At 68.0% G+C, this 20,575-nt stretch carries 20 protein-coding genes; 9 read left to right on the top strand and 11 right to left on the bottom strand.

What is annotated here, in order from left to right; all coding sequences use genetic code 11:
* Positions 1-21: 21 nt before the first annotated feature.
* The gene (locus AC3ZI9_RS01450) at positions 22-1,110 is read left to right on the top strand and encodes an alpha/beta hydrolase (protein ID WP_443382084.1); all 1,089 of its coding nucleotides are present in this window, start codon (positions 22-24) and stop codon (positions 1,108-1,110) included.
* Positions 1,111-1,116: 6 nt separating this feature from the next.
* Here the strand turns inward: AC3ZI9_RS01450 and AC3ZI9_RS01445 are convergent, their stop codons facing one another.
* From AC3ZI9_RS01445 to AC3ZI9_RS01435, 3 genes are read right to left on the bottom strand one after another with little or no spacing between them, the layout of a single operon-like run.
* Positions 1,117-1,557, bottom strand: a complete 441-nt coding sequence (locus AC3ZI9_RS01445; protein ID WP_443382082.1) for a hypothetical protein — start codon at positions 1,555-1,557, stop codon at positions 1,117-1,119.
* Positions 1,558-1,605: 48 nt separating this feature from the next.
* On the bottom strand, positions 1,606-2,685 hold the full coding sequence (locus tag AC3ZI9_RS01440) for an NYN domain-containing protein (protein WP_443382080.1): 1,080 nt from the start codon (positions 2,683-2,685) through the stop codon (positions 1,606-1,608).
* 48 nt (positions 2,686-2,733) lie between these two features.
* Complete coding sequence (locus AC3ZI9_RS01435) at positions 2,734-3,516, bottom strand: CG0192-related protein (protein ID WP_443382078.1); 783 nt, start codon at positions 3,514-3,516, stop codon at positions 2,734-2,736.
* A gap of 30 nt (positions 3,517-3,546) precedes the next feature.
* On the opposite strand from AC3ZI9_RS01435, the gene AC3ZI9_RS01430 reads away from it, so the two are divergent.
* Positions 3,547-4,320: a VOC family protein gene (locus AC3ZI9_RS01430; RefSeq protein ID WP_443382076.1), complete on the top strand. Its 774-nt coding sequence runs from the start codon at positions 3,547-3,549 to the stop codon at positions 4,318-4,320.
* Positions 4,321-4,340: 20 nt separating this feature from the next.
* Here AC3ZI9_RS01430 and AC3ZI9_RS01425 read toward each other — a convergent pair whose 3' ends face one another.
* Entirely contained in the window at positions 4,341-4,892 is a 552-nt protein-coding gene (locus AC3ZI9_RS01425) for a dihydrofolate reductase family protein (RefSeq protein ID WP_443382074.1), read from the bottom strand.
* Between the two features lie 109 nt (positions 4,893-5,001).
* The gene (locus AC3ZI9_RS01420; RefSeq protein WP_443382072.1) at positions 5,002-6,270 is read right to left on the bottom strand and encodes a glycerophosphodiester phosphodiesterase family protein; all 1,269 of its coding nucleotides are present in this window, start codon (positions 6,268-6,270) and stop codon (positions 5,002-5,004) included.
* A gap of 208 nt (positions 6,271-6,478) precedes the next feature.
* Between AC3ZI9_RS01420 and AC3ZI9_RS01415 the strand changes: the two genes are divergently transcribed.
* Genes AC3ZI9_RS01415 through AC3ZI9_RS01405 form a run of 3 tightly spaced genes read left to right on the top strand, consistent with a single transcriptional unit; the run spans position 6,479 to position 9,043 of the window.
* Complete coding sequence (locus tag AC3ZI9_RS01415) at positions 6,479-6,685, top strand: hypothetical protein (protein WP_443382070.1); 207 nt, start codon at positions 6,479-6,481, stop codon at positions 6,683-6,685.
* Between the two features lie 45 nt (positions 6,686-6,730).
* On the top strand, positions 6,731-7,780 hold the full coding sequence (locus AC3ZI9_RS01410; protein WP_443382068.1) for a glucose 1-dehydrogenase: 1,050 nt from the start codon (positions 6,731-6,733) through the stop codon (positions 7,778-7,780).
* Positions 7,781-7,798: 18 nt separating this feature from the next.
* Positions 7,799-9,043, top strand: coding sequence for an alpha-hydroxy acid oxidase (locus AC3ZI9_RS01405; RefSeq protein WP_443382066.1), 1,245 nt, complete (start codon positions 7,799-7,801; stop codon positions 9,041-9,043).
* On the opposite strand, the gene AC3ZI9_RS01400 is transcribed toward AC3ZI9_RS01405, so the two are convergent.
* Complete coding sequence (locus AC3ZI9_RS01400) at positions 9,027-10,271, bottom strand: glycoside hydrolase family 3 N-terminal domain-containing protein (RefSeq protein WP_443382064.1); 1,245 nt, start codon at positions 10,269-10,271, stop codon at positions 9,027-9,029. The two genes, AC3ZI9_RS01405 and AC3ZI9_RS01400, sit on opposite strands and share 17 nt — an antisense overlap.
* 92 nt (positions 10,272-10,363) lie before the next feature.
* Complete coding sequence (locus tag AC3ZI9_RS01395) at positions 10,364-11,368, bottom strand: YdcF family protein (protein WP_443382062.1); 1,005 nt, start codon at positions 11,366-11,368, stop codon at positions 10,364-10,366.
* 39 nt (positions 11,369-11,407) lie between these two features.
* On the opposite strand from AC3ZI9_RS01395, the gene AC3ZI9_RS01390 reads away from it, so the two are divergent.
* Positions 11,408-12,226 carry an MOSC domain-containing protein gene (locus AC3ZI9_RS01390; RefSeq protein WP_444566394.1) on the top strand — a complete coding sequence of 273 codons (819 nt, stop codon included), beginning with the start codon at positions 11,408-11,410 and terminating at the stop codon, positions 12,224-12,226.
* A gap of 66 nt (positions 12,227-12,292) precedes the next feature.
* A complete protein-coding gene (locus AC3ZI9_RS01385) occupies positions 12,293-13,771 on the top strand; it encodes an aldehyde dehydrogenase (RefSeq protein WP_443382058.1) in 1,479 nt (492 codons plus the stop codon).
* On the opposite strand, the gene AC3ZI9_RS01380 is transcribed toward AC3ZI9_RS01385, so the two are convergent.
* Together AC3ZI9_RS01380 and AC3ZI9_RS01375 are read right to left on the bottom strand one after the other, a co-directional pair.
* Entirely contained in the window at positions 13,761-14,093 is a 333-nt protein-coding gene (locus AC3ZI9_RS01380; RefSeq protein WP_443382056.1) for a DUF202 domain-containing protein, read from the bottom strand. The genes AC3ZI9_RS01385 and AC3ZI9_RS01380 overlap by 11 nt on opposite strands.
* An 8-nt stretch (positions 14,094-14,101) precedes the next feature.
* The gene (locus AC3ZI9_RS01375; protein ID WP_443382054.1) at positions 14,102-14,482 is read right to left on the bottom strand and encodes a YidH family protein; all 381 of its coding nucleotides are present in this window, start codon (positions 14,480-14,482) and stop codon (positions 14,102-14,104) included.
* A 185-nt stretch (positions 14,483-14,667) separates the two neighbouring features.
* Here AC3ZI9_RS01375 and AC3ZI9_RS01370 point away from each other — a divergent pair, with 185 nt between their 5' ends.
* On the top strand, positions 14,668-17,256 hold the full coding sequence (locus AC3ZI9_RS01370) for an ATP-dependent Clp protease ATP-binding subunit (protein ID WP_443382052.1): 2,589 nt from the start codon (positions 14,668-14,670) through the stop codon (positions 17,254-17,256).
* Between the two features lie 96 nt (positions 17,257-17,352).
* Here AC3ZI9_RS01370 and AC3ZI9_RS01365 read toward each other — a convergent pair whose 3' ends face one another.
* Both AC3ZI9_RS01365 and AC3ZI9_RS01360 read right to left on the bottom strand, forming a co-directional pair.
* Complete coding sequence (locus AC3ZI9_RS01365; protein ID WP_443382050.1) at positions 17,353-17,607, bottom strand: hypothetical protein; 255 nt, start codon at positions 17,605-17,607, stop codon at positions 17,353-17,355.
* Positions 17,608-17,702: 95 nt separating this feature from the next.
* On the bottom strand, positions 17,703-19,205 hold the full coding sequence (locus AC3ZI9_RS01360; protein WP_443382048.1) for an APC family permease: 1,503 nt from the start codon (positions 19,203-19,205) through the stop codon (positions 17,703-17,705).
* A 145-nt stretch (positions 19,206-19,350) separates the two neighbouring features.
* Between AC3ZI9_RS01360 and AC3ZI9_RS01355 the strand changes: the two genes are divergently transcribed.
* The gene (locus AC3ZI9_RS01355) at positions 19,351-20,340 is read left to right on the top strand and encodes a TIGR00730 family Rossman fold protein (RefSeq protein WP_443382046.1); all 990 of its coding nucleotides are present in this window, start codon (positions 19,351-19,353) and stop codon (positions 20,338-20,340) included.
* The last annotated feature ends 235 nt before the right edge of the window (positions 20,341-20,575 follow it).

Genomic DNA, 20,575 nt, shown 5'->3' with positions numbered 1-20,575 from the left:
CAGTCGTTGTAGGCTGCGGACATGACGACGTGGGTTCCCGATGTGTTGGGGCCGGGGTTCGAGCAGCTCACCTTGGAGCTGCCCTCGGGCGAGGTGGCCACCCTGGTGAGGTATGGCGGGGGCATCCAGGACTGGAACGTCCCGGAACTGTCCGGGGTCGACGTCCTGTACATCCACGGGTGGTCCGACTACTTCTTCCAACGTGAGCTCGCGGAGTTCTGGCATCGGGCCGGGGCCCGCTTCTTCGCCATCGATCTGCGCCACTACGGGCGCAGCCTCCGCCAGGGGTCCACCCCGGGGTACATCACCAGCCTCGACGAGTACGACGAGGAGATCACCGCGGCGCTGGAGGCCATGGGTCGCGATTCGGCGTCCACGACCCCGTTGTTGTTGATGGGTCATTCCACCGGTGGCCTGACGGCCACGCTGTGGGCCGCCCGCCATCCGCAGCAGGTCGACGCCCTGGTCCTGAATTCCCCGTGGCTGGAGTTCCAGGGACGGGATATCGGCCGGGCCATGATGGCCCCGTTGATGCACGCCGGGTCGTGGCTGCGCCCGGCGGCCTCTTTGCCGACCATCGATCCGGGGATCTACACCCGGGCCGTCTCCAGCCAGTTCGACGGCGAATGGGACTACAACCTTCAATGGCGGCCCGAACGCGGGTTCCCGCTGACCCGGGCCTTCCTCAATGCCGTCTTTGAGGGCCAGGCCACCGTGGCCGACGGCCTGGACCTGGAGATCCCGGTCCTGGTCCTGCTTTCATCCAGGAGCTACCTGCAGCCGCGCTGGTCCGTCGAGGCCACCACCGCCGACGTCGCCCTGAACGTCGACGTCGTGGCCGAACGCGCGTCGTCCCTGGGCAGCGATGTCACCATCCGACGCATCCAGGACGCCTTCCACGACATCTTCCTCTCCCCCGCGCCCGTCCGTGCGCCGGCCTATGGGCTCATGGGCGGTTGGGCGCAGGAGGCACTGGACAGCACCAATGAATTGTGGGCCGCCCGCATCCAAGGGGCCGAGGAGCCCCGGGTCCCTCATCGTTCCGCGTGGAAGGATTTTGTCGCCGGCCTTCGCGAGCTGGTCCGCGATGCCGGCACCGGGCGGCGCTGAGACGTCTCAATCGTGCTGCTGCGGGTTCCCTTCGGGCACCGCGACTTCGGGCCGGAACCGGCCCGTGGAAAAGGCCATTCCCACGGCTCCGATGGCCAGGGGGATGAAGGGTGTGGCCAGGCTACTTTCCTGCACACCGGGCGACCACGCCCACACGACGACGGCCACCACGACGCCGGCCAGCGCGAAGTGCACGACACGGGGCAGGGGCCTCGGGGCCAGGGCGAACGCCGTGTAGGTGGAGGTCAGCAGGATCCACGCCAGGATCAGCCAGTTCTTGGCCGCTTCCTCGGGGGCGCCGGCCATGGACCAGACGATTCCCCCGGAGATGGCCATCATCACCGCCGCATACATGCTTGCCGGCCGGTTGCTGCTGATCCAGGAGGCCCCGGTCCGTGGTCCCTGTTCCGTCACGTCCGACGTCGAGGTGGCTGGGTGTTCACTCATGCCGTCGACCCTACTGCCGAGGAAGTAGAAGGTTAACCTTCGAGCGGGTCAGGTCAGCTCATCGAGACGGTCCCAGAAGGAAGCGCGCAAGGTCCGGCGGACCACCTGGATATCGGTCTTCCATTCACCGATCTGCTGGGCGCAATCCTTCAGCAGCACCCGATCGATCTCCGGTGGCAACAGCGGACGGTCGGCCTGCAGCTCGGTGAGTTCGCGCTGGGTGGTGTTGACGTACCAGTTGTCCGCGACGCTGGCCCCGACTTCACCGACGGCCCGCAAAAGGGCGCTATCGCTGGCCTCGGGGGCCCCGGCCGTGGCCGCGGCGTTCTCTCGCGTGGAGGAGTGGACCAGCTGCGGTCCTGCCGATGGCACGTGGGGCAGCGGCCCGGTGTTCGGCGGGATGCGCACCGGGGACGGACCGGGCACAGGTCGCTGCGGGCGCACCGCAGGGGCCCCGGGCTTCACCGCCTGGACCGGGTCGGTTTCCAGCACGGGCCCGGATGCTTCACCCGGGGTGTCTTCCGGCATCGGATCGGCGGTGGCATGGACCCCGGGACCGGGCATGGACCCCTTGGTCACCGACCGGGTGAACATCGCCTCGAGCAACTCGGCGGGCAGCTCCGTGATGCCATCCACGCACAGGGCCAGGTGCTCGGCCACCGAGGCCAGCCCGATCCGGGTCTCGGGTTTGCGCAGTCCAATGAGCTTGACCTGCACGCCCATGTCCTGGGCCTCCTCCACGGCCTCGGCCAGGTCGTCGTCCCCGGAGACGAGGTAGACCACCGAAACGGCTCCGCTGCGGGCCAGCCCCACCAGGTCCAGGGCCAGCCGCAGGTCCACGCCCTTCTGCTCACCGCTGTAGGAGATCCGGCCCAGCCGCACCTTCACGCCGTCGACCATGCCGATGCGCTTATGCTGATCGGTGAACAGCCCGTCCCGGGAGGCGTCATACCAATACGTGCGCAGCATCGGCAGGGCACTGTCTTCCCGGGCAATGCCGGCAATGCCCTCCACGAGTCGTTCGTAGTCCACCCGGAAGGCCGAACGCAGCGAAGTGCCCGCCGTATGCTGCCCGCCGACGGCCAACAGGAACCCGGCATCCACGAAGATCGCACTTTGAGTCGTCATGGGCCATATCCTACGGGCAGCGGCCCCGGGCCCTCCCGGCCTACCCGTTCAGGTCAGGGCGGCCAGCAGCAGTGAATCCCCCAGGCCGTCCCAGCGGCCGGTGAGCTGTCCGTCACGTCCGTCGTGTCCGTCATGCCCGGACGCCGCGTGCGGGGTGCGGTAGACGGCGAGCGCCGGACCGTCGGTGGTGATCGTCGTGACGTGCCCGGCCCCCGGTTCCTCGCTCGTGGACGGGGCAGCCCTCGTGATGTCCGGCGCCGGCGCCGCGTGATCGCCGAACCCGTGGACGACGACGGTGCTGGGCTGGAGCACCAAGGTTCCGTCGATGTCACGGAACTGGTCGGCCCCCGCCTGGCCCCGGACGATGGTCCGGGCCAGTGCCGCGGCGTAGACGGGATCACCGGTGGCGTCGTAGATCCAGCGATGCCCGAGCACCGAATGTTCCATTTCCCCGGCCAGATGTTCTTCGGCCCCGGACAGTTCGGCCCCCCGGTAGGTCAACGGCACCTGCAGGACGGTGCCGTCGGAGCGGCGGACCAGATGGGTTTCGATGCCGATCCTTTCGTCCGGGTCATCGAACCGGTAGGCGCCGATCATTTCGACGGAGTCGCCGTCGTCGACTCCCGACCAGGGTTGGCGGGCCAGCCAGGCGGTGACGATTTCTTGTTTTCCGGGGGTGAGCTCAGCACGATAGACGATGGCCATGGCTTCACCGTAGGCCAGATCAGGGACCGGGGCGACCGATCGGCCCCCGCAGCCGGGATGGTTCGGGAATCCCGCACGTCCTGCCCCATGGGCGCAGCCGATGCCGCGGGCATAGACTCTCCGCACGGTTCCATCCGCGCCACCCAGGAGGTCGTCATGCCCATGCCCGTCCCCAGCCCCGGTGCCCCCTGCTGGATCGATTTGATGTCCTCCCAACCCGAACGGGCCCGCGGCTTCTATGCAGCCGTGTTCGGCTGGACCTTCGACACCGCCGACCCGGCGCAGTCTGGCCGGTACTTCACCGCTTTCAAGGACGGCCTCCCCGTCGCCGGGATCGTGGGCAACGACGGCGAAGCCGGTCTCCCCGACACCTGGAGCACGTACCTGCGCGTGGAGGACATCGAGGCCACGCTCGCCGTTGCCGTCAGCCAGGGCGGAAAGATCATGGCCCAGACCACCGAGATCGTTCCCCGTGGCCGGGTGGCCCGGGCGCTGGATCCCTCCGGGGCTTCGGTGGGCCTCTGGGAAATCGCCGAGCACCGCGGATTCCGCCTCCATGGCGAACCGGGCGCCCCCTACTGGCATGAACTCCACGCCCGCAACTACGTGAAGACCGTGCAGTTCTACCAGCAGGTCTTCAGCTGGCAGACCACCGTCGTCTCCTACACCGACGACTTCCGCTACACGACGCTGGGCCAGGGGCCGGAGGCCAGCGCCGGAATCATCGATGCGGCCCCCTATCTGCGCACGGGCCACCCCTCCGCCTGGCAGGTCTACTTCCAGGTCGTGGACACCGAGGCAACGATCACCCGCGCGCTGGGCCTGGGAGCCAGCGTGATCGAACCGCCCGTCGACACGACGTTCGGCCGGGTCGCCGCCTTATCGGATCCGACCGGTGCACTGTTCAAGATCGCCCAGCCGTCGCCGTGAAGCCGGTCTCTGCGGGGTCCTCACTCGCTGTGGCGGCCGTAGCTGAGGACCATGTTGCCCTTGCTGGTCCGGCGGGAATCCTGCAGCACCAGTCGGGTGACCGGGTCGCTGGCTTCGAACAGATGCTTCCCCGCCCCGGCGATGACCGGGTGGACCATCAACTGCAAGGAGTCCAGCAAGCCGGCGAAGAGGAGCTGGCGGACGACCGAGATGCTGCCGCATACGGAAACGTCCCCGCCGTCGGATTGGCGCAGGTCGCGGACGAAGTCCTCCAACGGGTCCTGGATCAGCGTCGAGTTCTGCCATTCGAGCTCACCGCCCAGCGTCCGGGAGGCCACGAACTTCTCCACGGGGTTGATGAAGGCCGCAAACGGGTCGTCCTGCCCGGCCTTCGGCCAATGTCCCGCCCATTCCTGGTAGCTGTGCCGCCCGAGCAGGACGGTGTCCGTCTGCTCCATCATGGAGTTCATCCCCGCACCGAGTTCCTCGTCGAAACGGTCGAACTGCCACAGATGGGGCGATTCGACGACGCCGTCAACCGATTGGAACAGTCCTACCTTGACCTCGCGCATGCTGCCTCCGTCATCTCTTTCGGTCCTCCGCCGTCCCTGGCTCGATCATCTGCCGCCCATCGGCGGGCGTCAAGGGAGAGGCCCGGATGCCCGAGCCTCCTCGGACCGTTCAGTTGGCGAAGACGTCCTGCAGTCGCCCCCACTTGTCCCATAGGGCCACCGAGTCCCCGCCCTTATTCAGGATCGATGCCGAGCCGCCGTTGAAGTAGGCCGTGGCGGTGTTGGTTCCGGGGCCGGTATGGACCCGCAGTTCCCCGCCCGGAGGGATCCGGTAGCCGGCGCCGACCCGCAGGGTGTTGTTCGCGGCGTCGCGGAGCAGCACCCCGGAGGCGTCGATCGCATGGTCGGAGGCGTTGCGGATCACGACATGCTCCCCCGCGTCGAATGCCACGTCGTCCCCGGGCGGATCATTCACCGCCTCGGAGATCTGCAGGCCACGAGCCCGCGGGAACGGGGGCCTCCCGGCCTGGAGTCGCACGCTTTGTTGCGGGAAGTCCCCGGTCACCATGTCCACTCCCAGGTCGACGGCGATGGTGATGGCTTCGGGTGAGTTCGCCGTATAGACCCCCAGACCCAGGCCTGCCGCGTGGACCCGGTCGACCGCGCCGGGGGTCAGGGTGCGGTAGTTGGTGCCCACCGAGTCGGCGAAGCCGGACCAATCGGCCAGGGTTTGTTCATTCGGCACGGTGCCGACCAGTTGTTGCAAGTCAATTCGTGGTGCCAAGGCAGCAAACCGGCGGTTGGAGGAGGCGTCGAAACCCAGCACGTGGACCTTCCCGGCGTCCACCAGCCGTTTCCATGCCGGATGCCCGGACAGCTTTCGTGCCACGAGCGCTTCGATGCCCGGGGAGTTCTTCGGCGACTTGATCTCCAGGTACACCCCGGTCCGGCGGTTCGCGATACGGGCCAGGTCATCCAGATGCGGGATCCGCGCCCCGGTGAACCGTCGGCCGAAGGAGGAGCCGACCTCCAGAGCCCGCAGTTCCTTCCAGGTGAATGAGGTGATCGGATCCTTCTCCCGACCGGGATAGACCTCCTCGACATTGGTCGTGCGTGCCGGAGTGTTGTCATGGAAGAGGAAGGGCACCCCGTCGGCGCTGAGCTGCACATCGGTTTCGATGAAGTCGACGCCGGCAGCCCGGCCCGCCCTGAAGGCGGCCACCGTGTTTTCCGGTGCCACCCCGGCGGCTCCACGGTGCCCGATCAATAGCGGACCCGCCGACGAAGGTCGCAGTTTCGTGGCCTCCGGTGCCACGGCATGCGCCGGGGCGGCGGCGGCAGGGACCATCGCGGCCGGGATCACCAGAACCGCGACGAGGAGGATGAGGACTGTCAGCGGTCGGCGGGGTCTCGGAGAGGGCGTGAGGCAAAATGCCATGGGTTTCGGTTCCTTCGGCGTTCGGGGTGCGGGTGCTCCACGTCCATGTTGGCCACCCCGGACAACGGCCGGATCAACGGCCGGTGAACTCGTCATGAAGGCCCCCACGGCAACGGCCAAACGGTTCCGTTCATCCTCTGGATTCGGGGGATATTCGGCGTATCCTGAAGGAACCAGCAGCTTCTGCCGGGTTGACGAGGAGGTCATCATGAGCCTGTTCAGAAGGCACCGGATCCACGAGAAGGTCATTGCGCCCGCTGCACATGCCGCAAAGGCGACGGCGGAACAGACACCGGTTTCCCCGATCTACAAATATCGGGTCGACGAGGAACTGGCCACCCGGATCGCCCTGAAGGCGTATGGCGCGGGGGGCGACGGCAAACCGAACATCCCGCGGATGCCGCTCAGCGGATAGCCGACCTCGACCCCATCGACCCGCGCCACCTACCAAGGAGTGTTCATGAAGGCCCTCACCGTCACGCCGGGAAGCAAGGATTCGCTGACCCTGCAGGAGGTGGGGCCTCCCGACCCATCCGAAGGCAGCATCCTGGTCGATGCGCTGGCCATCGGGCTATGCGGGACCGACCGGGAGATCATCAACGCCGAGTACGGCACCGCCCCCGAGGGCAAGGACGTGCTGGTCATCGGCCATGAGAACCTCGGCCGGGTCCGTGAGGCCCCCGCGGGTTCCGGCTTCTCCGCCGGTGACCTGGTCGTCGGCATCGTCCGTCGCCCCGATCCCGTCCCGTGCGCTGCCTGCGCCGCGGGTGAATGGGATATGTGCTTGAACGGGAAGTACACCGAACACGGCATCGCCTCCTTGGACGGCTTCGGCCGCGAACAGTGGCGCGAGGAGCCGGGACATCTGGTCACGCTCGATGCCGCCCTGGCCGAGGTCGGGGTCCTGCTGGAACCCACGACGATCGTGGCCAAGGCTTGGGAACAGATCGAACGCATCGGATCCCGTGCCTTCTTCGACCCGAGGGTCGTCGCCGTCACCGGCGCGGGACCGGTCGGCTTGCTGGCGGCGTTGCTGGGGGTGCAGCGCGGATACGAGGTCCACGTCTACGACATCGTCACCGACGGGCCGAAACCCCGTCTGGTGGCCGATCTGGGGGCGCACTTCCATACCGACTCACTGCCGGAATCGGGGCTGGAACCCGATATCGTCATCGAATGCACCGGGGTGGCCCCGGTGATCGTGGACGCCATCGCCAACAACGGCAAGAACGCGGTCGTCTGCCTGACGGGGGTTTCGAGTGTCGGCGGGAAGACCCCGCTCGATGTCGGGCAGATGAACCGTACCGCGGTGCTGGAGAACGACGTCGTCTTCGGTTCCGTCAACGCCAACCGACGCCATTACGAGCAGGGCGCCGATGCCCTGGCGAAGGCGGACTCCGAGTGGTTGGCCCGGTTGATCAGCCGCCGCCACCCGATGGCGGACTACGCTGGGGCCTTAGAGCATCGTGACGGTGACGTGAAGGTCGTCATCGACATCGCCAAGCCCTAGCGAGCCCCGAAGGGACCCATGCAACGCAATTTCCCCCAGCTCTCCGAGCTGCGTCCGCTCATGCAGTTCGAACGCCCGAGCCTGGACTTCCGGGCCCACCGACTGGCGAAGGCGGCCGACCTCTGGGACCTGCGCCGGATCGCCCGGCGACGGACCCCCAAACCCGCTTTCGACTACGTGGATGGTGGCGCCGGGAACGAGGAGACGCTGCGCCGCAACCGGCAGGCCTTCTCCGATGTGGAGCTGGTTCCCGGGATCCTCGGCGGGCACCCCGCAGTCGATCTGTCCACGACGATCGCCGGGGCACGGTCCTCCCTGCCGGTGGGCATCGCCCCGACGGGCTTCACCCGTTTCATGCACGCCGAAGGCGAGGAGGCCGGGGTCGGGGCCGCTGCGGATACCGGCATCCCCTATACGCTCTCGACGATGGGCACCCGGTCCATCGAGGAGGTCGCCGCCTTCCAGCCCGCAGCCCGTCGTTGGTTCCAGCTCTACCTCTGGAACGACCACGCAGCCTCGCTCGACCTGGTCAACCGGGCCGCGGCCGCCGGCTACGACACCCTGATGGTCACCGTGGACACCGCCATTGCCGGTCAACGCCTGCGCGATGTGCGCAACGGCATGACCATCCCGCCGAAATTGAACCTCAAGACGGTGCTCGACGCCTCCTACCGTCCCGAGTGGTGGTTCAACTTCCTGACCACCGATTCGCTGAAGTTCGCCTCGCTCAGCGGCACCTCGCATTCACTGCCCGAACTGATCAACTCGATGTTCGACCCGACGCTGTCGCTGCAGGACCTGTCCTGGCTGCGTTCGGTGTGGCCGGGCCAACTCTTCGTCAAGGGGATCCTCACCGCGCAGGACGCGTCCAAGGCCCTGGATGCCGGTGCCGATGGCCTGATCGTCTCCAACCATGGTGGCCGCCAACTCGACCGCGCCCCCGCGAGCCTGCAGGCACTGCGCGAGGTCCGCGAGGCCGTGGGCCCCGACGTGGAACTCATCCTCGATTCGGGCCTCATGTCTGGAGGGGACATCGCCGCCGCACTCTGCGCCGGCGCCGATTTCACGCTGATCGGCAGGGCCTACATGTATGGGCTGATGGCCGGGGGGCGTGAAGGAGTGCAGCGGGCGTTGGACATCCTCGCCGAGGAGCTGCGGGTGGCCACCACCTTGCTGGGTGTCTCCTCCGTCGCCGAACTCGGCCCGCAGCATCTACGGATGCACTGGCGGGGCCCGCAGGCCCGGCCTACAGCCCGTCCTTGACCTTCAGCACGCGCAAGGCGGCCTCGTCGATCCTGGCCTTGAAGTCGGGGTCCGCCTTCGCCTCGGCGACGAGCCCAGCGGTGATGGGTCCGATGGCGGCCTGATTAACGCAGAGCATCATGGTGCCTCCGGCGTCGAAGAACTTCTTCGCCCGGGTCGCGTATTTCCAATCACGGAACTGGGTGGCATCGCACATGTCGTCGGAGATGACGATCCCGTCGAAGCCCTGGTCGTCGCGCAGCATCTTGTTGATGACGGTATCGGAGAAGGCCGCCGGGTTCTTCGCGTCGATCCGGGAGTAGTAGGCGCTGGAGAGCATGATGAAGTCCGCCCCGTCGTCGATCCCTGCCTGGAACGGCTCGAGCGTCGCGTCCTCGCGGGTCGTGACGGTGTCGGTGACCCCGTGGGAGACGTCGGTGTTCCGGCTGACCCGCCCCAGCCCGGGATAGTGCTTCATGACCGGGGCGACTCCCGCGGATTCCATTCCCGCGGCAAAGGCCGAGGACCCGGCCTGGGCGCTGCCCGGGGTCTTTCCGTATTCCCGCCCGAACGCGCCGATCGGGGCGTTGGCGGCACCGATGGAGGCAGGAACGGTATCGGCGACCGGGGCCAGGTTGATGTTGATGCCCGATTGCGCCAGTTCCTTCCCCCAGCCGGTGGCCCGGCGTTCCAGTGTCTTCGGATCCCAGGAACCCTGGGTCAGTCCGGCGGGGATGGTGGAATAGCCGGGGCCCTTCAGGACCTGGACCTTGCCGCCCTCCTGGTCGGTGGAGATGAACTGCCCGACCCCACCGGTGGTCTTCTTCGAGACGGTCGCCTTGATCTTCTTCACCGCCGCGGCGGTGCCCTTCAGCCCCACGGTGCTGCGGCCCTTGAGGAAGACGTTGCCCACATGGTTCTTCTGCAGGATCCCCAGGTCCGAGGCGGTGGCTCCCGTGGCGGGGACCCCCATCATGAGGACCTGCCCCACGCGTTGTTCCAGACTCAGGGTGTCGAGGCGCTCCTGCGCGGCGGTTTCCGCCGCGGGAGTCCCGGGCGAGGCCGCATCCGCCGAGGCCGGGGTGGAACCCGCATGGCCCGGGGTTTGCGTCGCGGCCGGGGACCCGGTCCCGGACGAACTGGCACCGGACGAAGCAGCACCGGCGGATCCGCTGGAAGCGGTCCCGGCCCCCGGCGTCGTGCAGGCGGCCAACGGCAGGGCGGCGCAGATCAACGCGGCCGTGGCCACGTTCCTCAAATGTCTTTTCATCATGCCCTTTCGGCGGGTTCGCAGGCAGACCTGAGGCTCCAGTGTAGTTGGGGTCCGCTCTGGCCTCGTGGCTACTGCCCCGCCAGCACGCCCAGGACGATGAACCCGGAAATCGCGAAGAACGGCAGGCACAACACGGCATTGAGGACCCGATGCTCGTTGATGATCGCCACGAACTCCCGCAGGAAGGCGCTGGGGACGTAGTAGCGGGCGGTCGGGGACCCGACCACCTGGGCATCGACGTCGTATTTGCGGGCCAACAAGGCTGCCCGCAGCACATGATAATTATTGGTCACCACCAGCAACGGTCCGGGACGCCCCGCGGCGTTCTGGACCTCGCGGGAGAAGCGCAGATTCTCCCGGGTCGTCTTCGCCTGGTTCTCCGGGACGACGTCGGCCGCGGGAATTCCTGCCTCGTACAGGTATTCGGCCATCCCCTCCCCTTCGGTCCGCGACTCGTCGTGGCCCTGGCCTCCCGAGGGGATCAGCACCGGTTTCGGATCCGGTGCCTGCCGATGGAGTTCAACCGCCTTGTCCAGCCGGCTGGCCAACAGCGGGGGGACCTTTCCGCCGATCAACCGCGAGCCCAGGATCGTGATGGCTTCGGGGTGGATGTCGTGCTCCATGCGGCCGTAGGCCACGGCGTAGGCGAGGAAGATGACGAAGACGACCCCGAGATAGCCGCAGAGGAAGAAGAGCAGGAACGCCAGTCCCACCAGCAGGGGCTGGAGCGTGAGCACCAGCAGCAGGGCGAGGACCGGCAGCACGAGCATCGCGATGCCCAGCACCAGGGTCAGCAGGTTCCCCAGCCGGCGGCCCTCGCTGCGCATCATGGTCAGCCCGTTGGCGATGAGGAATCCGGCCAGGACGATCACCGCCAACGGCACCAGGGCGAGGATGCCCAGGGTGATGTAGTCGAAGACCGGGGACCAGCTGCTCAACAGGGCCGTGGCCCCGGTGAGTGCGAACCAGATGGCTGCGACCAGGACGACGCCGTTGCGCAGCATGCGCCGGTCCTTGCGGCGCAGCCAGACGTAGAGCAGGCCCAACAGGGCGGCAATGATCAGGAAACTCACCCGGCCAGACTAGCAAGGCAGCCTGACTAGACTGGAGCCGTGCAGCAGAGTCCAAAATCCCCGCCGGGCAGTACCGATGCCTCCATCGCCGCTCTCTACCACTATCCAGTCAAGGGCCTGTCCCCGCAGCCGCTCTCCGAGGTCGGGCTCCACGCCGGGCACGGCTTCCCCGACGACCGGATCTACGCACTCGCCCGGGCCGGGGGGAAGTACGTCCCGGACACGGCGCAGAACCTGGGCAAACAAAACTTCCACGTCCTGGCCCGTGACTTCGCGCTGGCCGGATTGCGCAGCCACTACGACTCCTCCTCACGGACGATCTCTCTCACCCGCCCGCAGGGTGATGACGCAGAGGCGGTACACGCCGATCTGTCCACCTCCACCGGCCGCGACCGGTTGGCGTCGATGGTGGCCGAACTGCTGGGTCTGGCCGGGGACGCCGCGCCGGTCATCGCCCACGAATCCGGCCGGCGTTTCCCTGATCTGCTCTCCAAGGGCGATGAGGAAGCCCAAGCCGTGTCCATCATCAACCTGGCCTCCGTCCGTGAACTGGCCCGGATCACCGGCGTCCCGGTGGACCCGCTGCGTTTCCGCGCCAACATCTACCTCGACGGATTGCCGCCCTGGGCCGAACGGCACCTGCCGGGCCGTTCGATGCTGGCCGGAGGTGCCCGGCTGGAGGTCTTCCAGGAGATCGGCAGGTGCCCGGCCACCGAAGTGGATCCGGTGAGCTCGAAACGTGATCTGCCGGTCCTGCAATTGCTCCACGACGCCTTCGGGCACACCATCATGGGCGTCTACGCCCACGTGCGGACCGATGGAACGCTCACCCGGGGCACTGCCGTCGTTCGGGAATAACCATGGCCGGGACCGGGTGGGCAGGACTACGATCAAACCACGTCGACCCCCCGGATGGAGGCAGCAATGACCGATCCCTCCACCGGTTCCCTGCGCACGGAGGCCTATATCGACGGCCGGTTCCGTCCCGCCGCCGGCGGGGCCACGTTCACGGCGCTCTCCCCCGCCACCGGTCAGCCGATTGCCCGGGTGGCCGCCTGCGGGCCCGCGGACGTCGATGCCGCCGTGGCCAGCGCCCGCACCGCCTTCGATTCCGGCGTCTGGTCCGATGCCGACCCCATCGAACGCCAGCAGGTGCTGCTGCGCCTGGCCGATCTCATCGAGGCGGCCACCGCCGAGCTGGCCGGGCTGGAATCGGTGGATGCGGGCCGTCCGCTGGCCGACTGCCACGAGTTCGACCTCCCCGACACGATCGGCACCATCCGCTGGTATGCCGAAGCCATCGACAAGGTCTTCGGCAAGGTCGCCCCCACCGGGCCCGGGGCGCTGGGACTCATCGTCCGCGAGCCGATCGGTGTGGTCGGGGCGGTCCTGCCCTGGAACTTCCCGGCCGCCATGCTCGCCTGGAAGATGGCCCCGGCCCTGGCCGCCGGGAATTCGTTGGTGGTCAAACCCCCCGAGTTGGCTTCCCTGTCCACCTTGCGGATCGCAGAACTGGCCACCGAGGCAGGCGTACCCGACGGGGTGTTCAACGTGGTTCCCGGGCTCGGGCCCGTTGCCGGGAAGGCCCTGGGCCTGCATATGGACGTCGATATGATCTCCTTCACCGGTTCCACCTGGACCGGCCGGGAATTCCTGCGTTACGCCGCCGAGAGCAACCTGAAGAACATCACCTTGGAATGCGGGGGCAAGTCGCCGCAGATCGTGCTGGCGGATAACGCCGACCGCCTGCCCCAGGTGGCCGCCGATCTGGCCGAGGCCGCGTTCTGGGCTTCTGGGCAGAACTGTTCGGCGGGTTCACGGATCCTGGTGCATGAATCGCTCAGGGCCGACTTCGTGGCCGAGCTGGTGCGCCAGGCCGGCCAGCGGATCGTCGGGGACCCCGCCGAACCCGAGACGATCCTCGGTCCGCTGATCGAGGCCGACGCGCTGGCCAGGGCCCTGCGTTTCATCGAAGATGCCCGCACGGCCGGGGCCCGGATCGCCGCCGGAGGACGGGCCCTGTTCGAAGACAGCGGCGGCTGGTATCTCGGCCCGACCGTCATCGACGAGGTCACCGCCGGGATGGCGATCGCCCGTGAGGAGGTCTTCGGCCCCGTCGTCGCGGTGATCGGGTTCCAGGACGAGGCCGAGGCGTTGGCCCTGGCCAACGACACCACCTACGGGTTGGCCGCGACCATCTGGTCCCACGACATCGATCGGGCCATCCGGCTGGCCCGTGGGGTGCGGGCCGGCACCGTGGCCGTCAACGGCTACAGCGAAGGCAACATCACCACCCCGTTCGGTGGCTACCGGGCCTCGGGCTTCGGGGGGCGCGACAACGGGTTGGAAGCCTTGGAACAGTACACCCAGCTCAAGACGATCTGGGTGACCGTCAGGTCGTGATGACCACGATCAGGGCCAGCACGCCCAGGATCATGACGGCGCCGGCGGTCCAGAAGATGGCGGCCACATCGGCCTCCAGGCGCCCCTCGGCGATGCCACGGGTGCGGGCGGAGTAACGGCGGCGCTGCGTCACGTAGATGGACAGCGCCCCCAGGCCCCCCACGGCCACCAGGATCAGGATCGAGGGGCCGTAATGGTGCATCCAGCGCATGAACACGGCGCTGACCACGAACAGCGACAACGTGGTCCGGCCCCAGGACATGACGGTGCGTTCGGGTTGCAGTCCCGGGTCCTGGTGGCCGCGCGTGATGGGGATGGTCATCGAGGGACCTATCCGGAGACGACGAGGACGACGACGATGACCGCCGCGGCCAGTGCCCCGCCGATGCCCAGCAGCGGCACGATCGCCGGGAACGGCAACGGACGGTGGTTGCGCATGCTCGACTCGATCCGCAGCCAGCGGAACACCGCCCCGGCACTGATCAGCAGACCCAGGCAGATGACCAGGATCGAGATGGCCTTGCGCAGGTCGGTGGGAAAGGCGTCGAAGGCGAAGGCCTCCAAGGCGATTCCACCGGCCAGGAAGGCCAGCGAAGTGCGGATCCAAGCCAGGAACGTGCGTTCGTTGGCCAGGGTGAACCGCGGGTCGGGTTCGTTGCCGCTGGGTAGCGCCTTGCGTGCCAGCCATCCGCGTTCGCCTTCGTCGGCCACCGTCGTCCTCCCGCTGTTGCCCCAGCCGCCACCGGCTGCTCTCGCTGGAAATCCTACCGGTCACAGGCCTCGCCCGCCGGGTGGAAACCGTGCGGGGAATAATGACGACCGCATCACGTTAACTTGAGTGACATACACTCAGGTCTATACTTGAGCGTAAGACACTCAAGTTCCTTGGAGGGAAAATGCCAGCGTTCTTCGGACCCACCGGATCGGGAAGCGGCTCGTTTGATGACTTCCTGGCCCGCTACCTGCAGGGCCAGCGAGCCGCAGCCGCAGGCCGCCCCATCGACATCACCCGGCTACTCAGCCGGCGCACGCACGAACTGCTCGGGCAGGCGGCGGCCTTCGCCGCCGAACACGGCCATGCCGAGGTCGACGCCCTGCACCTGCTGCGGGTCCTCGTGGCCCAGGACGGGCCGGCCGCCCAGTTGCGGGCCGGCGGCATCGACGTGGAGGCCATCGCCCGCAACGCGGAACAGCGTCTGCCGCAATCCTCCGACCGCCCCACCGGCGGGGCCCCGGCACTGACGGCTTCGACCCAACGGGCCCTGCTCGACGCCCGCCAGGTCGCCCGCGCCTTCGGCTCGACCTACATCGACCCCGAGCACCTCTTCGTCGCCTTCGTCGTCAACCAGGACTCCCCCGCCGGGCAGGTCCTCGCCGCCTCCGGGGTGACCCCCGAAACGTTGCAGAACATCGGGGCCGCCGCCCAGCAGGAAGCCTCCGGCCCCCAGGACGGCCCCGCGCAGACCGGGGCCCCGACCGATTCACCGACCCCGATGCTGGACACCTACGGCACGGATCTGACCGCACTGGCCCTCGAGGAGAAACTGGACCCCGTGATCGGCCGGCAGGAGGAGATCGAGCAGACCATCGAGATCCTGGCCCGTCGCATGAAGAACAACCCGGTGCTCATCGGCGAAGCCGGCGTCGGCAAGACCGCCGTCGTCGAGGGCCTGGCCCAGGCCATCACCGCCGATTCGATCCCCGCCCAGCTGCAGGGCAAACGCGTCATCTCCCTGGACCTGCCGGGCATGCTCGCCGGCACCCGCTACCGCGGGGACTTCGAGGAACGCCTGACCAAGACCATGGACGAAATCGCGGCCGGGGACGGCGAGTACATCGTCTTCATCGACGAGCTGCACAACGTGGTCGGCGCCGGCGGCTCCGGGGAAGGCGGCATGGACGCCGGGAACATCCTCAAGCCGCGGCTGGCCCGCGGGGAACTGCGGCTCATCGGCGCCACCACGTTGGCCGAGTACCGCAGCGTGGAGAAGGACCCGGCATTGGAGCGCCGCTTCCAGCCCGTCACGGTCGGCGAACCCTCCCAGGAGGATTCCGTGAAGATCCTCACCGGTCTGGCCGGCCGCTACGCCGAACACCACCAGGTGACCTATACCGAAGGTGCCCTGCGGGCCGCCGTCGACCTCTCCTCCCGCTATCTCACCGACCGTTTCCTGCCCGATAAGGCGATCGACCTGATCGACCAGGCCGGGGCGCGTCTGAGCCTGCGGCGCGGCCCGACCGTCGACGTCCAGGCGCTGCGCCGCGAGCTGGAGACCCTGCGCGAACGCAAGAACGACGCCATCGCGGCCGAACGCTTCGAGGACGCCGGATGGCTGCGCGATGAGATCGCCGCGCTGGCCGAGCACCTCGACGAGCTGACTGCCGGGACGCAATCCGACGGCACCGACGACGACACCGACGGCACCAGCGTGGTGGACGAGGAGCAGATCGCCCAGATCATCGCCCGGGCCACCGGCATCCCCGCAGCCCGGTTGACCGAGGGCGATCGGGCCCGGCTGGCGAAGCTGGAGGAGGAACTGCATGAGCGCGTCATCGGGCAGGACGATGCGGTGGGCGTCATCGCCAAATCCGTACGGCGCAACCGCACGGGCATGGGCGATGCCTCCCGTCCCGTGGGCAGCTTCATGTTCCTGGGGCCCACCGGGGTCGGCAAGACCGAGTTGGCGAAGTCGCTGGCCCAGTCGCTGTTCGGCCGCGAGGAGGCGCTGCTGCGCTTCGATATGAGCGAATTCGGTGAACGGCATACCGTCTCGCGGTTGGTCGGGGCCCCTCCGGGCTACGTCGGCTACGGCGAGGCTGGACAGCTGACCGAACGGGTGCGCCGCAACCCGTATTCGGTGCTGCTGCTCGACGAGATCGAAAAGGCGCACCCCGACGTGTTCAACCTGTTGCTGCAGGTGCTCGACGACGGCCGGCTCACCGACGGGCAGGGCCGGACCGTGGACTTCCGCAACACGGTGGTCATCATGACCTCCAACCTGGGCTCCGAGTTCCTGGCCAGCAAGACCGGCGCCCTGGGCTTCAACGCCCAGTCCGGCGAGGGGGCCGGCGGTTTCGGCTCCGAGAAGGCGCTCCGCGATCGGGTCATGGGCCGGCTGCGCGAGACCATGCGTCCGGAATTCCTGAACCGCATCGACGAGATCGTGTTGTTCCGCAAGCTCGAGCAGGAGCAGCTGCGCCAGATCGTGTCCATCCAACTGCGTGACACCGAAGCCCGGCTCGAAGCCCAGGGAATCGGCTTGGACGTGGAGGATGCGGCCATCGGGTGGATTGCCGAGCACGGTTACGAGCCCGAATACGGGGCCCGTCCGCTGCGTCGGGTGATCCAGCGCGAGGTCGATGACCCGATCGCCGACCTGCTGGTCGCCGAAGCGGTCCGGGACGGTGGCAGGATCACCCTCCGGGTCGAGGAGGGCGCACTGCGCGTCGCGGCCTCCTCCACCCGCCCGGCGCTGGCCGCCTAGGTAGGTATCCCCGGGCTCCCGCCGGGACGACGAACGCCCCCGGACCATGGCTTCCATGGTCCGGGGGCGTTGTCGTGACAGGTCCTGTCCGGGGGCTCAGCCGGGGAACGGCGCGTTGGGGATGTCGGGATTCCCGTCCTCGTCCTCATCGCCGTAGGCCTCCATCGCCAGCTCGTCGGCGGTGTCTTCGTCACCGTGGACGGGAATGGACTCGGAGTCGATCTCGGTGGGGCCGTCGACGTCGCGGCGCCTCTCGTGCTCGGTGGCCTCCGGCTGGGGCAGCTGCGTCCCGTCCATGCCCATCCCGGCTTGCGAGACGGCGTCCTGGTGGTGGTGTTCGTGGGTACCCATCGTGTCCTCCTCGACATATCGGTCCGGGCCCGCGGTGCCACCTGCCCCCGTGACGACGTTTCGGGCTCTTCTTCCAGCCTACGACCGTGACGGTATTAGTCCAGTTCCTCCGGGTCCAGACCCCCGCGGCCGATGCCGGCATAGACGCCCGGCCGGGCCGATCGCAACCAGTAGGCACCGAGGACACCGAGGAGCCCCGGGACCACGATGATGGCCGGAAGCAGCCAGCTGAGCATCCCGGGTTCCTCCAACCCGATGAGCACATCGAAGTTCGCGACGATCATTCCGAACACCGCGGTCAGCGATACCCCGGCCAGCAGCGGTGCGACCATCGTCGTCCAGGCCCCGGGTCTGGTGGGCTGGCGGCGGAAGAAGCCGATGACGGCGAAGGACGTCAGGGCCATCAGCAGCACCAGACCGAACGCGCCGGTGTTGGTCAGCCAGGTGAACAGGGTCAGGACCGGGAACAGCTCCCCGTATTCGTGGCCGGTTCCTGCCACGGCGAAGACCACCAGGACGACCAGTGCGAGCACCGACTGTGCGATCGAACCGGCCAAGGGGGCCCGGGTCCGGGCGGACACCGCGGCCAGTTTCGCCGGCAGGACGTTTTCGCGTCCCAGCGAGAAGATGTAGCGGGCCACGACGTTGTGGAAGGCCACCAGGGCGGCCAGCAGGCTGGTGATGAACAGCAGGTTGGCCAGATCGACGAACCAGACGGCTGCGTGGTCGGCGAAGTACACGAACATCAGGTCCGGCCCGAATTCCTCCGACCGGCCGATCACCTGGCTCTCGCCTTCGGCAATGGTCATCGCCCAGGCGGAGAAGGCGTAGAAGGCGGCAATGACGACGACGGCGATATAGGTCGCCCGGCGGGCGGTGTTGCGCGGATCCTTGACCTCTTCGTTGTAGATGGCCCCTGATTCGAAGCCCATGAAGGCCGCGACGCTGAAGGCCAGGGCCGCCCCGACACCGGTGGTGAACAGCGATCCCGGTTCCAGCGAGGCGGTGCTGATTCCTTCCGGGGCGGTGCCGAAGGCGAACACGTCGTAGATGATGACCACGACGAATTCGAGCGCGACCAGCACGCCCAGCACCTTGGCCGAGAGGTCGACCTTGTTCACCCCCAGGATGCCCACGATGAGCCATCCGGCCAGCGAGCAGACCCACCAGGGGATTTCCAGCCCCATCGACCCTGCCAGGAACGAGGACAAGGCGAAGCCGAACAGGCCGTTGATGCCGATCTGCATGGCGTTGTAGGACAGCAGGGCCACCCAGGCGGATCCGACTCCCGCCGGCTTGCCAAGCCCGCGGGAGATATAGGCGTAGAACGCCCCGGCGTTGCGGACGTGTCGGCTCATCGCCAGATAGCCGACGGCAAAGATGACCAGGACCGCACCGAGCAGGATGAAGGACAGCGGGACCCCCAGCAGACCGGTGACCGCGAAGTTGCTGGTCACCCCGCCGGCGACGACGGTCAACGGGGCGGAGGCGGCGATGATCATGAAGACCAGGGCCGGGATCCCGAGTCGGCGTTGCCCCAACCCGGTTCCGGCGGACGGGTCCCGTCCGGCCTGTTGCTGGGTCTTGGTGGTGGTCATGGTTCCTCCTGGTGATGACAGCACGGCGTGATGGGACCGGCATTACAGACCACTGTGCCCCGGATCACAGCCGGTGGGCTTGGCTTTGCGCGACGCCCCCTTGTCCCCGGGCGCAGGCAGGACGCAACGGAGTAGCGTGATCAGCGTGAAGCCATCGAATACCCCCGTCATCCATGTCAGCGCCGTCGTCCTCAGGGATTCCTCCGGGGCGCTGCTGACCGTGCGCAAGGCAGGCACCAGCCGGTTCATGCTCCCCGGAGGCAAGCCCGAGGCGGGCGAGAGTCCCGCCATCACGGCATTGCGTGAATGTTCCGAGGAGCTGGGCGTGGAGCTGGACCCCGCGGACCTTCGTGAACTCGGGGTCTTCCGCTGCCGCGCCGCCAACGAGCCGGGCCACGAGGTCCAGGCGACCGTCTTCGAACATCCGGAACTGGTCGCGGCATACCCCGCCGCCGAGATCGCCGAATTGCGCTGGCTGGACCCCACGGCGGTCCCCCTGCCCGGGGACCTGGCCCCGCTGCTGGCCGAGCAGGTCATCCCCGCCCTGCAGGACCGGGGCCGGAGGCCCATCGGCCGGATCGCCTTATTCACCGGTTCCCGGACCGGCCACGGAGGCACCTACCTCGAGGCCACCTCCACGCTGGGCTCCCGGCTGGCCGAAACCGGTGTCGGCATCGTCTACGGCGGCGGGCAGGTGGGGCTCATGGGGGTCCTCGCCGACGCCGCCCTGGCCCGCGGCGGAACGGTCACCGGCATCACGACGGAAGCGCTTTTCGAGGGCGAGACGGCCCATGCGTCGTTGACGCGGTTGGAGGTCGTGGCCACCATGCATGAGCGCAAGCAACGCATGGCCGACCTCTGCGACGCCTTCGTCGCATTGCCCGGCGGGGCGGGAACGCTCGAGGAGTTCTTCGAAGCCAGGACCTGGCAGCATCTGGGCATCCATGCCAAGCCCGTGGCCCTGTACAACGTCGCGGGGTTCTGGGATCCACTCCTGGCCATGATCGAGACCATGGTCGAGCGCGGGTTCCTGGCTCCGCTGTACCGGGACACGTTGATCGTCAGCGACGATCCCGACGACCTGCTGGACCAGCTCGGCACCTGGCGACCCCCGACCCCCAAATGGTCCGAATAGCCGGTCCCGCCGCCCTCTGACCGGTCCGTGCTCCCGGGTCCGCGACCCTTCCCGCAGCCGAGCCCGGGCAGCAGGGGCTTGCCACAACGCGATGCCGACCGTATATTCTACAGACATAGAAAAAAGGTGTGACGTGCTCCACAGCACGGCATCATCGCTCGGCAGCGCCCGGGGCTCCGGCCCTGACGGGCCCACCCAGGGCCTCCGCGTTGCCGCTGCCCCACCCTGCCTCCAG

The organism is Arthrobacter sp. AOP36-F1-5, assembly GCF_058137995.1.
The sequence above is the reverse complement of the archived record's forward strand: the minus strand, read 5'-3'. Positions and strand labels throughout refer to the sequence as shown.